This is a genomic window from Variovorax sp. VaC1 (genome assembly GCF_043658315.1).
Lineage (GTDB): Bacteria > Pseudomonadota > Gammaproteobacteria > Burkholderiales > Burkholderiaceae_C > Variovorax.
The window spans coordinates 113510-128876 of the sequence record NZ_JBIGLT010000001.1 but is presented as its reverse complement, the minus strand read 5'-3'; the positions used below and the strand labels follow the sequence as shown (position 1 = coordinate 128876).

Sequence of the window (15367 nt, the reverse complement as noted above, 5' to 3'; positions counted from 1 at the left end):
GAGCGCCATGACGACGACGACCCCGATGTCCCACACCGCCCTCGCCCCCGGCGAGCCACTGCTCGAAGTCGACAACCTGCGCACCCACTTCCACACGCTGGCCGGCGTGGTGCGCTCGGTCGATGGCGTTTCGTACACGGTGCGCGCGGGCCGCACGCTCGGCGTGGTCGGCGAATCCGGCTGCGGCAAGAGCGTGACCGCGCTGTCGATCCTGCGGCTGGTCCCCACGCCGCCCGGCCATCACATGGGTGCCGTGCGGCTGCGCGGCACCGACCTGATGCAGCTGAGCGAACGCGAGATGCGGCAGATTCGCGGCAACCGCATCTCGATGATCTTCCAGGAGCCGATGACCTCGCTAAACCCGGTGCTCACCGTGGGCCGGCAGATCGCCGAGACGGTGCAGCTGCACCAGAAGGCCAGCCGTGCCGATGCGCTCAAGCGCGCCGTCGAGATGCTGCGCGTGGTGCAGATCCCCGAGCCCGAGCGCCGTGTGAACGAGTACCCGCACCAGCTGTCGGGCGGCATGCGACAGCGCGTGATGATCGCGCTGGCCCTGGCCTGCAACCCCGAGGTGCTGATCGCCGACGAGCCCACCACCGCGCTCGACGTGACGATCCAGGCGCAGATTCTCGACCTCATCAAGCGGCTGCAGAAAGAGCTGGGCATGGGCGTGGTGATGATCACGCACGACCTGGGCGTGGTGGCCGAGAGCTGCGACCGCGTGGTGGTCATGTATGCCGGCAAGAAGGTGGAAGAAGCCGACGTGATCGACCTGTTCGACCGGCCGCTGCATCCCTACACCCGCGCGCTGATGGCCTCGATGCCCGCGATGAACACCGCGAGCACGCGCCTCACCGAAATTCCGGGGCTGGTGCCGGCCGCCCACGAGCTGGGGCGCGGCTGCGCCTTTGCCGCGCGCTGCAGCCATGCGCGCGCCCGCTGCCGCACCGAAACGCCGCAGCTCACGCAGCAAGGCGGCGACCACGTGGTGGCCTGCTTCGCGATCGAAGAACAATGGGAAGACGCCGCCGAGGTGACCGCATGACGGAAACGACCGCAGCCCCGCTGCTGCAGGTGCGCAACCTGCGCAAGCACTACATCTCGCCCAAGCGCTGGTTGCGGCCCGCGAAGCCCGCGATCCAGGCGGTCGATGGCGTGTCTTTCTCGGTCGCGCGCGGCGAGACGCTGTCGCTGGTCGGCGAGTCGGGCTGCGGCAAGACGACGACGGCCAAGTCGGTGATGCGGCTGGTGGAGCCGACCTCGGGCTCGGTCGAGCTGGAAGGCGAAGAGCTGCTCACGCTGTCGCCCCACGAGATGCGGATGCGCCGGCGCCAGCTGCAGATCATTTTTCAGGACCCGTATGCCTCGCTCAACCCGCGCCTGACGGCCGGCGACATCGTGGCCGAGCCGCTGCGCAATTTCGACATGGGCGCGGCGGCCGAGCGGCGCGAGCGGGTGCAGTGGTTGTTCTCGCGCGTGGGGCTGCGGCCCGAGGCGGCGAAGAAGTTTCCGCACGAGTTTTCGGGCGGGCAGCGCCAGCGGCTGGGCATTGCACGCGCGCTGGCGCTCAACCCCAAGCTGATCGTGTGCGACGAGCCGGTGTCGGCGCTCGACGTGTCGGTGCAGGCGCAGGTGGTGAACCTGCTGATGGACCTGCAGGCCGAGTTCGGCATCGCCTACCTTTTCGTGGCGCACGACCTCGCGGTGGTGCGCCACATCAGCCACCGCGTGGCGGTGATGTACCTGGGCCACATCGTGGAGATCGCCGACCGCGACACGCTGTTCTCGGCCCCGCTGCATCCGTACACCGAGATCCTGCTGTCGGCGGTGCCGGTGCCGAACCCGCGCACGCCCGCACGCCGGTTGCTGCTGCAGGGCGATCCGCCGAGCCCGGCCAATCCGCCTTCGGGCTGCCGCTTTCACACGCGCTGCCCGATGGCGCAGGCTGTGTGCAAGGAGAAGGCGCCGGAGTTGACGGAACGGCCTTCGTCATCCAGCGGTGGCCATTGGGTTGCCTGCCACTTTCGTTGAGATGGCAGCCTGCTTTTCTGTTTGTGGCGTTGCTTGTTCCGGGCTTCGTTGTTCGGGGCGGCGCCCACGCCGACGGCGTACTCCCCTCCGCGAATGTCCCCCGGGGCTGCGCCCCTCCTCCTTTATTTCGCTGCGGGGAGCACACCATCGGCGTGAGCGTTGCGCAGAGCCGTTGTTGATCGGCGATGCACCCGCAGCGCGCCCGGTGCGCATGGCACCGGGTGGTCCCCGCAGCGAAATAAAGGAGGAGGCCGCAGGCCGGGGGACATTCGCGGAGGGGACCACCCGGTGTCATTCGCACCCGCCCTGAATGAACCCGCATCGAACACCGACGCCAAGAACAAAAGCCCAGACGAAGAACACCACGAAAGGATCGAGATGAACACCCCAGTCACCCACTACGACCTGCTGATCCGCGGCGGCACCGTCATCGACGGCACCAAGGCCCCGCGCTTCGATGCCGACGTCGGCATCGTGAACGGCCGCATCGCCGCCATCGGCCAGCTCGCCGGCCACACCGCCGAGAAGACGCTCGACGCCACCGGCCGCATCGTCGCGCCCGGCTTCATCGACTCGCACACGCACGACGACCAGGCCGTGCTGTCGCAGGCGCAGATGCCCTTCAAGGTGTCGCAGGGCGTGACCACGGTGGTGGCGGGCAACTGCGGCATCAGCGCCGCACCGCTGCGCGTCGACATGGACCTGCCGATGCCGCTGAGCCTGCTCGAATCGCCGGCCGAAGGCCGCTTCACGACCTTCGCGGCGTACCTCGATGCACTGCGCGCCACGCCTTCATCGGTGAACGTGGCCGCGATGGTGGGCCATTCGACCTTGCGCGCCGTGGTCATGTCCGACCTCGACCGGCCCGCCAACGACACCGAGATCGCCGCCATGCAGGCGCTGGTCGAAGAAGCCATGCAGGCCGGCGCGATCGGCCTTTCGACCGGCACCTTCTACCCGCCGGCCGTGAAGGCCACGACCGAGGAAATCATCGAGGTCGGCCGCCCGCTCACGTCGCGCAAGGCGCTCTACGTGACGCACATGCGCGACGAGAGCGATCACGTGATGGAGTCGCTGGAAGAAACCTTCCAGATCGGCCGCGCGCTCGACATTCCGGTGGTGGTGTCGCACCACAAGGTGCAGAACACGCACAACTTCGGCAAGACCAAGGTCACGCTGCCCTTCATCAAGGAGGCGATGCAGCACCAGTGCATCGGCCTGGATTGCTACCCGTACACCGCCGGCTCGACCATGATCCGCACCGACCGCGGAATGATGGAAGGCCGCGTGCTGATCGCGTCGAGCGTGCCGCACCCCGAGTGCGCCGGGCGCGACCTGAAGGACATCGCGGCCGAATGGGGCGTGTCGGGCGAGGTGGCGGCGCAGCGGCTGCAGCCGGGCAGCGCGATCTATTTCATGATGGACGAGGACGACGTGCAGCGCATCCTGGCCTTCGACGAAACCATGATCGGCTCCGACGGCATTCCGCTGGGCGACAAGCCGCATCCACGGCTGTGGGGCACCTTCCCGCGCGTGCTGGGCCACTACAGCCGCGACGTCGGCCTGTTCCCGCTGGAGACGGCGGTGTGGAAGATGACGGGGCTCACGGCACGCAACTTCGGCCTGCACGAGCGCGGCGCGCTCAAGCCCGGTTACCACGCCGACGTGGTGATCTTCAACGCGGCCACGGTGCGCGACACCGCGAACTACGAAACGCCGACACAACCGGCCGAAGGCATCGACGCGGTGATCGTGAACGGCGAAGTGACCTGGCAGCACGGCGTGCACAGCGGGGCGCGCAATGGGCAGGTGATCACGCGGCGCGAATCGCAGCAGGCGCACTGAACGCGCGCGGGGATCATTCGGCGGGCCGGGCGGACCAGACTTGCCGGGCCGCTGGCATCGCCTCTTGCACCTCTTCTTGCAAAGGGAAGAATGGGCGGAGCCTGGGGAGGGACCGGATCAGTCCGGCGCGTTCATGACGCGGTCGAACTCTTCGTCGGCCGGCACGTTGTCGGCATCGAGTTCGCTCGCATCGGTGAGATCGATGCCCGTTTCGTCCGACAGGTCGTCGGAGTCTTCGTTCTCGGGTTCTTCGAAATCGTCGGCAGGCGTGTTGTCGTCGTCATCGTCTTCGGATGGCGAGGCGGAACGCGCGGTGGCGTCGACGTGATTCATGATCGGCTCCTCGGCTGAATGCTGAACGACCCCCTATGGTGCGCCTGTTTCGGCCGTTCGGGTTCATCCCACTGGCAGCGTCAGTGTCGGAAAGTTTCCTGTGCCGACGAAGCCGATCGCGCTGCCGGCCGTGCCGTCAGTCCTTGTGCACGTGGCCGTGCTCTCCGTGGCCGGGGTCGTCGTGGCCATGGTCATGCCCGTGCTCGCCATGCGCCAGCCGGCTCACCAGCGTGACCAGCACGATGCCGGCGACCAGCCAGAGGATCTGCGCGGCGGTCTGCCGTGCGGGCAGGCGCTTTTGCAGTTGCGGGATCAGGTCGGCCAGCGCCACGTAGACGAAGCTGCTGCCGGCCAGCACCAGGAAGTAAGGCAGCCAGCCATGCAGCTGGTCGACCAGCCACCAGCCCGCGATGCCGCCGAGCATGGTCATGGTGCCCGCGAGCGAGACCTTCACCAGCGCCGCGCGCTGGTTGGCCGAACTCTGGCGCAGCACGACGAGATCGCCGATGTGGTGCGGCACCTCGTGCGCCAGCACCGCGATGGCGGCCACGAGGCCCAGGCGGATGTCGGCGACGAAGGCCGAGGCGATCAGGATGCCGTCGCCGAAGCAATGCACGCTGTCGCCGGTGAGCACGGCCCAGCCGCCCGCGCGGGGTTCCGCGTGGTTGTGGGCGTGGCCATGTGCGTGACCGTGTGCATGGTCATGCCCGTGCGCGTGATCGTGCCCCTCGTGCCCACTCGCCTCGCCGCCATGGTGATGCTCGTGCCCGTGGTGCCACAGCTCGGCCTTGTCGAGCAGGAAGAAGAAGACCAGCCCGAACAGCAGCACGCCGAACAGCAGCGCGGGCTCGATGCGGCTTTCGAAGGCCTCGGGCAACAGGTGCATGAAGGCGGTGGCGAGCAGCGCGCCGGCCGCCAGGCTCAACAGGTGCTGGGGGTTCACGCCGCCGGAATCGTTGCGCACGCCCACGCGCAACAACAGGGCCGCCAGCCAGACGCTTCCGATACCGGCAACCAGGGTTGCCAAGATGATGACTATTAAATTCATAGCTGCTTGCGCAAGAGAGACGGCCATTGAAACAGTTTCAGGGCCGGGTCCGATCATAAAAAGAGAAAAGGCCGTCATCGGACGGCCTTCGGCGGGGAGTGGCTACGGGGCGTCGTCTTCAGGCGGCGCCATTGGCTTTGAACCAGGCCGTGGCGCGCTGCCATCCGTCGCCCGCCGCGCTCTGGGCGTAGCTGGGGCGGTCGTCGGCATGGAATGCGTGGCCTGCTTCGGGGTACACGACGAAGCTCGATGCCTTGGCCGCCGGAGTTCCAGTGGCCAGAGCTGCTTTCATCTTATCAACCGTGTCAAGGGGGATGCCCTGGTCTTTTTTCGCCGTAGCGGCCGAGCACCGGCGCCTGCAGGCGAAACCGCCCTGCCCCCTCGATGACCGGAAATTCAGTGCGGCTGGCGCGGCATGCCGTAGGCCCGGCGCGCCAGGGCGTCGGCGAGCACCTGCGCCGGGTCGATCAGATCCAGCCCGGCCACGGCGGCCGAGCCCTGCAAGCCCAGCGGCACCTCGGTGCAACCCATGATGATGGTGACGGGGCCGTGGCGTTCGGCCAGCCGCAGTGCCACCTCGGAAAAGCAGCGTTCGGCCAGCGGCATGTTGCCGGCCTTCACGCCGTCGAAGATGCCGCGCATGATGGTCTGGCGCTCGTCAGGCAGCGGCACGTGGCAACCCAGCCCGGCCTCGGCCAGCGCCTGTTCGTAGAGCCGCACGCGGTACGTGCCTTCGGTGGCCATCAGCGCCACGCCCGTGGCGCCCTGTGCGGCCAGTTGCCGCGCCGTCTCGCGCGCCATGTGCAGCAGCTCGACCTGCGGAAAGCGCTCCTGCAGGCTGCCGTGCCAGGCATGCGCGGTGTTGCAGGCAATGGCCACGGCCCGGCTGCCGAGCGCGGCCAGCCGGCCCAATGCCTGCAGCATCGGCTCCAGCGGCTGGTGCGCGCCGTTCTCGGCCGAGGCCAGCGCGTCGGTGCGGTCGGGCACCGGCACCTGTGCGAGCCAGTGCTCGGGAAAAGACTGGTCGCGCACCGGCTCGCCGCGTGCGCGCATCTGCTGCGCGCAGGCCTGCACGAAGAGCCGGACGAAGTCGGCGCCCGCCGCGGGGCCCATGCCCCCCAAGATACCAACTACGTTCGTCGAAGCCATGGTTTTCTCTGTTTCAGGAATACCGCGGAACCGGCTTTGCCGGGCCGCTGGTATTGCCCCCGGTAGGGGGTTGGCGAAGCGACACGAAGTGCGCGCAGCCTGGGGGCGAGCTCAAGTCGCGGGCTTGTCGCTGAAGGCCTTGAGGTTGTCCTTCAGTTGCGGGCTCATCGGCAGGTTCAGCGGCACGCCCTTCGGCGGGATCGGCTGCATGAACCACTTGGTGTAGAGCTTCTCGAACTCGCCGCTCTTCATCATGCCGATGAAGGTGTCGTCCACCAGCTTCTTGAAGGCCGGGTCGTCCTTGGGCAGCATGCAGGCATAGGGTTCGACCTGCAGCGACTCGCCCACCACTTCGTAGTCGGCCGGCGTCTTGGCGTTGGCGATCAGGCCGAACAGCAGGATGTCGTCCATGGCGAAGGCCACGGCACGGTCGCTCTCGACCAGCAGGAACGCGTCGGCGTGATCCTTGCCGAGCACGATGTTCATGTCGAGGTTTTTCTCGGCGTTGTACTTGCGCATGACCAGCACGTTGGTGGTGCCGGTGGTGCTGGCCACGGTCTTCTTGGCCAGGTCGGCGTAGTCCTTGATGTGCGAAGACTTCTTCACCAGCAGGCGCGTGCCCGTGTAGAAGTGATTGACGGCAAAGGCCACGTCCTTGCCGCGCGCGGTGTTGTTGGTGGTGGAGCCGCACTCCAGGTCGACCGTGCCGTTGGTGATGAGCGGAATGCGGTTCTGCGAAGTGACCGGCATCAGCGCGACCTGCAGGTTGGGCTTGTTCAGCTTCTTCTTCACCGCCTCGACCACGGCGTTCGACAGTTCCACCGAGAACCCGACCGGCTTGTTGGGGCCGTCGAGGTAGCTGAAGGGCACCGACGACTCCCGGTAGGCGAGCGTGATCTTGCCGGACTCGGCGATCTTGGCCAGCGTGTCGGCGGCCTGCGCCCCGGTGGCGGTGAAGAGCACCGCGGCAGCCATGGATGCCATCAAGACGGAGAGTTTCATTCGAGCCTTCATTCGGTTGGATTGAACAGGCGGCCAGTGTAGGAAGGAGTGACTCATTGCGACAATTCCAATTGAAGCCTGGGCCATACCCAAAGGTTATGGGTGAACCCCTTCGGCGCCGCAGGGCATGCGCTTTGGCTATGGGCCACGGCGCTTTTGGCATTTCCGGCCGGTGCGGGGCGCCCCTAAAGTCAGGGTTACCTCTTATCACTCCCGGAAAGTTGCCTCCATGCATGTGTGTGTGCTCGGCGCCGGCATCGTGGGCCTGGCCACCGCCTGGCGGCTCGAACGCCAGGGCCACCAGGTCACCGTGATCGACCGCGCAACGCCCGGCGCGGGTGCCAGCGGCGGCAACGGTGCGCAGCTGAGCTATTCGTACGTGCAGCCGCTGGCCGATCCGTCGATCTGGAAGCAGTTGCCCAAGCTGCTGCTGTCGCCCACCTCCCCGCTCAAGCTGCGGCCGCAGCTCGATCCGCTGCAGTGGCGCTGGGGGCTGGCTTTTCTGGGTGCCTGCAATGCGCAGACCTCGCGCGACACCACCGCGCAGTTGCTGGCGCTGGCTGCATCGAGCCGCACCGAGTTCGAGGCGATGCAGGCCGACATCGCACCCGACTGCGACTTCTCGGCCACCGGCAAGCTGGTGCTGTATTCGAGTGCCGCGTCGCTAGCAGGCGCACGCGCCCAGGTCGAATTGCAGCGCACCATGGGCAGCGAGCAGCGCATCGTCACGCCCGACGAATGCATCGCCATCGAGCCCGCGCTGGCCGGCTACCGCGGCCAGATGGCGGGCGCGGTCCACACGCCGAGCGAATGCGCGGCCGATTGCCTGAAGGTGTGTGCCGAGCTGATGCGGGCACTGAGCGCGCGCGGCGTGCGCTTCATGCTCGGCACCGACGTGCACGGCTTTGCGCGCAGCGAAGGCCGCATCGCCGCCGTGCAGACCAGCGACGGCGACGTGCAGGCCGATGCCTTCGTGATGGCGCTGGGCTCGGCCTCGCACAAGCTCGGGCGCGCGCTCGGCGCCTACCTGCCGGTGTATCCGCTCAAGGGCTACAGCATCACGGTCGAGGTCGACCCCACGCCCGGCGCCGCGCCGCGCGTGAACGTGACGGACAGCGCGCGCAAGGTGGTGTTTGCGCGCATCGGCTCGCGGCTGCGGGTGGCGGGCATGGCCGAACTCGTGGGGCACGACGCCAGCATTCCGGCCACGCGCATCGAAACGCTGGCAGCCGCCACGCGCGCCCTCTTCCCGCATGCGAGCCGGCTGGAAGAACTGCACCCGTGGACCGGCATGCGGCCGGCCACGCCGAAGGGCCTGCCGATCATCGGGCGGCTGCCGGGCGCGCCTTCGAACATGCTGTTCAACACCGGGCACGGCGCGCTCGGTTTCACGCTGGCTTTCGGTTCGGCGCGGCAGATCGCTCTGGCGTTGGCGTCTTCCGCATCGACGTCCTGAGCTTGCGGCCCAGGCGCCGCCAGCCGATCACCACACCGGTCAGGCTCAACGCCGCGCCGCCGAGGCTCGTCGCGACGAGCAGCACGTCCCACAGCGGGCGATGGTCGAGCAGCGGCAGCCAGTCCCAGCTGTGCAGCATCGCGAACAGCCAGCGGCTCAGGCGTCGCGTGCTGTCGGAGCGGCCAAGCACGGCGCCGGTCTGCGGATCGACGTGCACCCAGGTCGCGTGGGCATCGCCGAACACCACGCGCCAGATGGGCAGGGGCTTGTCGGTGCCGCCGGTCATGGTGTGGGGCTCGCGCGTGTAGTAGTGGCTGTCGTAGGCGGTCAGTATGTCGACGCGCTGCACCGCGTCGGGCAGCAGGCGTGCGACGGCGGCTCGCAATGCATCGGGGTCGAACTGGTATGGCTGTGCGCTGACGGCATCGCGCACTTGTGGCCGGCCGCTGGCGGTGCTGGCGAGCACCAGCGTCTGGCCTGCTGCGCGCACCCAGCGCAGCTCGCGCACGTCGCCGCTCGCCGAGGCCAGCAAGGTCGCGGGCGATGCATCCTGCGCGGAAACTGTGAGCGCACCGCCATTCATCGCCTCGATGCGCAACGCCGGCGCACCGCTGTCGAACACGCGCCACGGGTTCATCGACATCAGGCCGCTGAAGATCCACGTCAGCGTGATCAGCGCGAACAACAGGCCGGTGATGTGATGCCAGCGCATCATGAAGCCCTGGTACGGCGAGTGCGATCCGCTCTTGTAGGTGCGCCCGAAGCGCCAGCGCATCACGCCGACCACGGTGCCCGTCAGCGTGACGGCGATGCCGACGATCGAGAGCCAGTTGACGATGTCGGCCCAGTAGCGGTCGAGGCCGCCGCCGCGCAGCGGGTACAGCCAGTGGATCCAGGCTCCGGCGTAGTTCCAGAGCCGCTCGGTGCGCGGCGCATCGCGCACCACCTCGCCGGTCTTGCCCGACACGTAGAGCCGCGTGGCACCGGCATCGGCCAGTTCGACCACATGCAGCGGGCGGTGCGCATCGAGCCCGCGCGAATGGGTGAACGCGTCTTCGCCGATGGTGCCCCGGTAGTCGAGCGGAACGCCCGCGCCGGCATAGGCCTGCGCGCTGGCGAGCACGCGGGCCCGATCGACATCGCGCAACACTGTGCCGGTCGTGGCATCGATGACGATGGTGCCGCTGCCCGGCGGAGTGCGTCGCTGGCCCGGTGCCGGCTCGCGCATCGGCGTTGCGAGGTACACCGCGCGCCCACCGCTGGCCATGGCCAGCCGCAGCGCCTGCAGCGGCCCTGCGATGCCGGCCGCATCGAGCGCCTGCCCCGGCCCCAGGAGCGGCACCGAGGCATCGAGCCGCGGCAGATGCTGCAGCCGCTCGGCCTCGGTGAGCTTGGGGTAGCCCACGTACATCATCACCACGCCCGAGACGAACCACATCGCGAAGAAGGCGCAGACGATCACGCCCAGCCAGCGATGGACCAGGAACAACCAGCGTTTGGCATGCACGGCGAATCTCCCCAGGCTAGAAGGTCACGCGCAGCGACACGTCGGCCGTGCGCGGCGCGCCGAGGTAGGCGAAGGTGCTGCCGACATTCGCCGCGTAGACGCGGTTGGTGGCGTTGCGGATGCGGCCCACCACGGTGACGGAGCGGTTCACCTTCCAGCTCAACCCGAGGTCGAGCAAGGTGTAGCCCGGCCAGTTGATGGTGTTGGCCGCATCGGCATACACCTTGCCGACATGCCGCACGCCCACGGTGGCCTGCAGGCTCGGCGTGAAGGTATACGACGTCCACAGGTTGGCCACCACGGCCGGCGTGTTGGTCGGCGTGCGACCCGCGAGTGACACGCCGCCCTGCGTGAAGCGCTCGTAGCGGGCATCGACGTACGTGAAGTTGCCCTGCAGCGACCACTGCGGCGTGGGCTGCAGCCCGAGCGCCAGTTCCACGCCTTTCGACGACTGCTCGCCCACCAGCACGGTGAGCGCGCTGTTGTTCGGGTCTTGCGTGGCGATGTTCTTGCGGCGGATGCTGTAGGCCGCCAGCGTGGCCGTGCCCTTGCCCTGCCAGAAGTCGAGCTTGCTGCCGACCTCCACCTGCCGGCCGGTGGTCAGCTCGCTGTTGTTGCGCACGTCGGCAAACGATGCGGTCGACAGCACGCCCGAAGGCGGATCGGCCGCCGTCGCGTACTGCGCATACAGGTTGGCGCCGGGCGCGAAGTCCCACACCAGGCCGATGCGACCTGTCGTCGGCTTGTAGCCGCGATGAAAGGTGGCGGGGTTCGAAGCGTCCACCGTGCGCCGGTTCACAAGGTCCAGGTCGATGCGCTCGTGCCGCAGCGCCGACACGAGGTGCAGCGACGGCATCAGCGCCGTGCGGTTTTCAAGATAGAGCGCGGTGGTCGTGACCTTGTTGTTCCTGTCGGGCCGAAAGCCCGGCGTCATGCCCGGCACCGCGAAGAACTGCTCCGTGGCAAACACATAAGGGTTGACGGTGCTCACCGTGCCCGAGAGGCTGTTGGGAAAGCGCGTCTGCCGGTTCACGCTGTAGTCGAGGCCGAAAGACCAGTCGCTCTTCAAGCCGGCAAGCTGCCCCTTGTAGAGGCCCTCGACGCGGTTGCCCCACACGTCCTGATCGTGACGCTGCAGCAGAGCACTGGAGCGGATGACCGCCGTGTTGGCCGGGTTGTAGCGATAGCTCTCGACGTTGCGGTAGTCGCGCAGCGCGTCGTAGGCATAGAAGGTGTTCTTGAACTGCAGCGCATCGCTCGCCTGCCATTCGGTGACCGAGCGCAGCCACTGCACGCGCTGGGCGTAGAGGCCGTCGCTGCTGTTGTAGTTCTTGAAGCGGATGCCGCGGTCGATGCGCATGGTGCCCGCCACCGGGTTGAGCACCGGCGTGCCCCAGTAGGGCCGCTCGACGTTCTCGTCCTGGTACTCGTAGGCCAGCGTGTGCTTCAGCCCGCCCCCAAAGTCGGAGAGCAGCGACGCCGCCAGCTGCGTGGACTTCGACTTCGTCCCGTCGGTCCAGCCATTGGCATCGCGGTGGTTCACGTCAATGCGCGCGTAGTGGCTGCCCGCACCGCCGTCGCCTGCAATGCGGCGGTTCAGCCCGAACGAGGCTTCCTTGAGGTTCTGCGTGCCCAGCCGCAGTTGCGCCTCCGCGAAGTCGCCGCGCTCGGCCGTCTTGGTGATGTAGTTGATCGAACCACCCAGCGCGCCCGAGCCGAACAGAAAACTCGACGGCCCGCCGATGGCCTCGACGCGGTCGTAGATCCAGCTGTCCACCGGCCGCGCCGCGATCGCGTATTGCACGTTGATGCCATTGAAGAGCTGGCTGATCGAGCCGCTGCCGAAGCCCCGGTAGCTCACGCCGATGTTGCCCGGCGCATCGTGCGCGGTCACGCCCGGAATGGCGCGCAAAATTTCTTGCGTGTTCTGCGCGCCGCGCGCATCGATCACCGAGCGGTTCACCACCGTGACCGATGCCGGCGTCTCGCGCGGCGTGAGGCCCAGGCGGCTGGCGGTGTCCGAAGGCGTGTCGAGGTCGAGCCGGCCGTTGGCGCTGGGTGCGTCGTCGGCCACCTCGATCTGCGGCAGCGAGTGTGCAGTTGCCTGTTCGGCATGGGCAGGCGCGCAAGCGGCACCGAGCAAGGCCAGGAGCCCCAGCGTGGGGGAGGAAGGAATACGGGACATGGCATCTCTCATGCGGCGGCGCGTGCGACAAAAGCAAAAGGCGGCGCCGGCCGCGGAACGACCGAAAACCCACCGTGCGGCCGTGTCAGGCCGCGTGCGGTGGAAGAAGAACGGGGTTCAGGAGAGCGAGGGTGGCCCGCGCGCCGGCAGCGGCGAGGCTGTGGCCGCCGCGATGCGGGCAGCCGGAATCGATTGCAGCGCGCGGCCCAGCGGCAGCGGCGTGGGCAGCGTCACCTGCGCGGCGGCAGGCGGTGGTCCGGAGACCAGGCACAACGGGCAGTCCATCGCGGTAGCGCCCATCTCGGTCGGGCCATCGTCGCCCTGCACGATGACCTTGATGGAGCCGCTGGCGGAGCACACCAGTTCCATCGACTGCGGATTCACGAGGGGCGACGCCCCCGCGACGAGCAGCGACGCCATGAACCACGCCAGCACCAGACGGTGCAACAGGCGGAAGGTTCGTGGGAAGTGCATGGCCGCGGATTATCGCGTGCGGCGAATGCCCGTGGCACCCAGGGCGGTGCTCAGCCGGCCTGCTCTATCGCTTCGCGCATGCAGCGCGTGATGCCACGCACCGCCACCGAATCGGGCCGGCCCGCAAAACGCAGCGCGCGGATCGGCACCGGAATGTGCGGCTCCAGCGTGAGCACGTCGACCTTGTCGCGGTCGGCCGAACGCGCGGTGCAACCATCGACCAGCGCCACGCCGATCCCATGGTGCGCCATGGCCAGCGCCGCGTGGTAGGTCTGCACCGTCACCACCGCCTGCTGGAAACCCACGCCGGCCTGCCGGCAGGCCTGGCTCAGGCTGGTGCCGACGGGGTCGCGGCTGTCCAGCCCGATCACCGGCCGGTCGATGAGGTCGTGCAGCGCGACCGAGCCGTTGCGCACCAGCGTGCGCGGCAGCATGCCCTTGGGCGCGATGCACACCATGCGGCTGTCGGCCAGCGTCTCTTGGGTGAGCGAAGGATGCACCGCGGGGCTGAACGCGAAGCCCACGTCGGCCTCCTGCAGCAGCAGGGCCGACATGATCTGCGGCGAATGCAGCGACTCGACCGTGATCGCGTAGCCCGGATGCTTTTCGCGAAAGGCCTTGAGCGCGCGCGGCAGCACATCGTAGCTGAGCGCCAGCACGCTGAGGATGCGCAGCTCGCCCGTGTCGCCCGCCGTGCGCAGGTTGGCGGCCAGCCGCTGCACTTCGTCGAGTTGCGCGAACAGCCGCTCGATGTGCGGGTACAGCGTGAGCGCCTCGGTGGTTGCCGTGAGCCGCCCCTTGGCGCGCTGGAACAGCGGAAAGCCCAGTTGCTGCTCGGCATGCTGCAGCGTGCGGCTCACCGCCGGCTGCGTGATGTTGATGAGCCGCGCCGCCGCGCTCACGCTGCCCGTGAGCATGATCGCGTTGAAGACCTCGATGTGGCGCAGGCGCATGGGCGAAACCGAAGGCCGATCGGTCAGTTGGTCAGTTGCCGCTGCTGGCGGTCTTGCCGTGCGCGATGTCCATGATCATCCGTACGCCCAGGTACAGGCGCGGCTCGATGGAGTCGACCAGCACGTACTCGGCGTCGGCCGAGTGCGCGCCGAAGCCCTGCAGGCCAAAGCGCTCGATGACGGGCGCCTTGGTCTTGAGCGCCGCGAAGGCCGCGTCGGTGCCGCCGCCGGCTGCCTTGTCATCGGCGCCCAGCGGACGGCCCAGCTCGTCCTTGTAGATCTGCTGCGCGTGTTTTGCGAGTGCGCGCGAGGCATCGGTGGCTTCGAGCGGCGGACGGCGACGCTCGAACTTCAGCTCGACCTTGGCTTCGGGAATGAGCTGCTTCTTCACGCGCTCGTTCACCTGCTGCTCGATGCGGTCGTAGTCGCTGACCTTCAGCACGCGCACGTCGGCACCGGCGGTGGCGCTGGCCGGAATCACGTTGCGGTTGCTGCCCGACTTGGAAATGGTCCAGTTCATCTTCAGGCCCGTGGCCGGATCGGACAGGTCGCGCATCTGCAGGATCTGGTGAGATAGCTCGTACAGCGCGTTCACGCCCAGCTCGGGCGCCGAGCCCGCGTGCGAGGCCTTGCCGGTGACGTGCAGCGTGACCGAGGCAATGCCGGCGGTGGCGAGCGAGAGCTTGTCGTCCTTCACGTAGGCGCCCTCGAAGGACAGCACGGCGTCATGCTCGCTGCCCATGCGCGTGATGAGCGAGCGTGCGCCGGGCGAGCTGATTTCTTCGTCGCCGTTGATCAGCACGGTGAGCGTGCCGTAGTCCTTGAACTTCATCGACTGCAGCATCGACACGATGTGCGTGATGACCGCCACGCCCTGCTTGTCATCGGCAATGCCCAGGCCGTAGGCCTTGTCGCCCTCGATGCGGAACGGCTGCTTGTTGAGCATGCCGATGGTGTAGACCGTGTCCATGTGCGCGATCAGCAAAATCTTCTTGGTGCCCGTGCCCTTGAAGGTGGCGCGCACCACACGGCCGATTTTCTCGGGCGTGTCTTCCATGCGGTAGGCATCGGCGCTCGGGTCGATCAGCTCGACCTCGCCGCCCAGCGCCTTGAACTTCGCAGCGATGAGGTCGGAGATTTTCTCGAGGCCGTCGAGGTCGCGGCTGCCCGATTCGATGGAGACCAGCTCCTTGAGCGTGTCGAGCAGCGCGGGCTTTTCCTTGGCGGCAAGCGAGGCGATGCGGGCATCGGGGGCGGCGAAGGCGGTGCCGAGGCAGGCGGCGCAGACGGCGGCCAGCAGGAATTGGCGAGGCTGGAATTTCATGGATGAGCGTTCTTCTTTCTTTCGTTCGTTGTCTCTTCGATCGACGCGTCGGACCCATGC

Annotated in this window: 13 protein-coding genes and 1 pseudogene; 4 read left to right on the top strand and 10 right to left on the bottom strand. The window is 67.9% G+C overall.

Annotation, left to right across the window (positions count from 1 at the left end):
• The first annotated feature begins 7 nt into the window (after positions 1-7).
• From ACGLHS_RS00620 to ACGLHS_RS00610, 3 genes are all read left to right on the top strand, one after another.
• Complete coding sequence (locus tag ACGLHS_RS00620) at positions 8-1045, top strand: ABC transporter ATP-binding protein (protein WP_093237640.1); 1038 nt, start codon at positions 8-10, stop codon at positions 1043-1045.
• Positions 1042-2031 carry an ABC transporter ATP-binding protein gene (locus tag ACGLHS_RS00615; protein ID WP_394475932.1) on the top strand — a complete coding sequence of 330 codons (990 nt, stop codon included), beginning with the start codon at positions 1042-1044 and terminating at the stop codon, positions 2029-2031. The genes ACGLHS_RS00620 and ACGLHS_RS00615 overlap by 4 nt, the downstream gene beginning before the upstream one ends.
• Before the next feature lie 378 nt (positions 2032-2409).
• Positions 2410-3876 (top strand): amidohydrolase family protein, encoded by a 1467-nt coding sequence (locus ACGLHS_RS00610; protein ID WP_394475930.1) that lies wholly within the window; start codon positions 2410-2412, stop codon positions 3874-3876.
• A 117-nt stretch (positions 3877-3993) separates the two neighbouring features.
• On the opposite strand, the gene ACGLHS_RS00605 is transcribed toward ACGLHS_RS00610, so the two are convergent.
• From ACGLHS_RS00605 to ACGLHS_RS00585, 5 genes and pseudogenes are all read right to left on the bottom strand, one after another.
• Positions 3994-4209, bottom strand: coding sequence for a hypothetical protein (locus ACGLHS_RS00605; RefSeq protein ID WP_093236722.1), 216 nt, complete (start codon positions 4207-4209; stop codon positions 3994-3996).
• A 136-nt stretch (positions 4210-4345) separates the two neighbouring features.
• Entirely contained in the window at positions 4346-5257 is a 912-nt protein-coding gene (locus ACGLHS_RS00600) for a ZIP family metal transporter (RefSeq protein ID WP_394478128.1), read from the bottom strand.
• Positions 5258-5375: 118 nt separating this feature from the next.
• Positions 5376-5619 (bottom strand): annotated as a pseudogene (locus ACGLHS_RS00595) (dienelactone hydrolase family protein); the annotation flags it as partial.
• Between the two features lie 34 nt (positions 5620-5653).
• Positions 5654-6406, bottom strand: coding sequence for an aspartate/glutamate racemase family protein (locus ACGLHS_RS00590; protein ID WP_394475927.1), 753 nt, complete (start codon positions 6404-6406; stop codon positions 5654-5656).
• A 111-nt stretch (positions 6407-6517) separates the two neighbouring features.
• On the bottom strand, positions 6518-7408 hold the full coding sequence (locus ACGLHS_RS00585; RefSeq protein WP_394475924.1) for a transporter substrate-binding domain-containing protein: 891 nt from the start codon (positions 7406-7408) through the stop codon (positions 6518-6520).
• Positions 7409-7637: 229 nt separating this feature from the next.
• On the opposite strand from ACGLHS_RS00585, the gene ACGLHS_RS00580 reads away from it, so the two are divergent.
• Positions 7638-8864, top strand: a complete 1227-nt coding sequence (locus ACGLHS_RS00580; protein WP_394475922.1) for a D-amino acid dehydrogenase — start codon at positions 7638-7640, stop codon at positions 8862-8864.
• On the opposite strand, the gene ACGLHS_RS00575 is transcribed toward ACGLHS_RS00580, so the two are convergent.
• From ACGLHS_RS00575 to ACGLHS_RS00555, 5 genes are all read right to left on the bottom strand, one after another.
• On the bottom strand, positions 8797-10371 hold the full coding sequence (locus ACGLHS_RS00575) for a PepSY domain-containing protein (RefSeq protein WP_394475920.1): 1575 nt from the start codon (positions 10369-10371) through the stop codon (positions 8797-8799). The genes ACGLHS_RS00580 and ACGLHS_RS00575 overlap by 68 nt on opposite strands.
• Before the next feature lie 16 nt (positions 10372-10387).
• The gene (locus tag ACGLHS_RS00570) at positions 10388-12556 is read right to left on the bottom strand and encodes a TonB-dependent receptor (protein WP_394475918.1); all 2169 of its coding nucleotides are present in this window, start codon (positions 12554-12556) and stop codon (positions 10388-10390) included.
• A 117-nt stretch (positions 12557-12673) separates the two neighbouring features.
• Positions 12674-13030, bottom strand: a complete 357-nt coding sequence (locus ACGLHS_RS00565) for a DUF2946 family protein (protein WP_093236715.1) — start codon at positions 13028-13030, stop codon at positions 12674-12676.
• Positions 13031-13080: 50 nt separating this feature from the next.
• Positions 13081-13983 (bottom strand): LysR family transcriptional regulator, encoded by a 903-nt coding sequence (locus tag ACGLHS_RS00560; RefSeq protein WP_093236714.1) that lies wholly within the window; start codon positions 13981-13983, stop codon positions 13081-13083.
• 31 nt (positions 13984-14014) lie between these two features.
• Positions 14015-15307 carry a M20/M25/M40 family metallo-hydrolase gene (locus ACGLHS_RS00555; protein ID WP_394475915.1) on the bottom strand — a complete coding sequence of 431 codons (1293 nt, stop codon included), beginning with the start codon at positions 15305-15307 and terminating at the stop codon, positions 14015-14017.
• Positions 15308-15367: the final 60 nt, after the last annotated feature.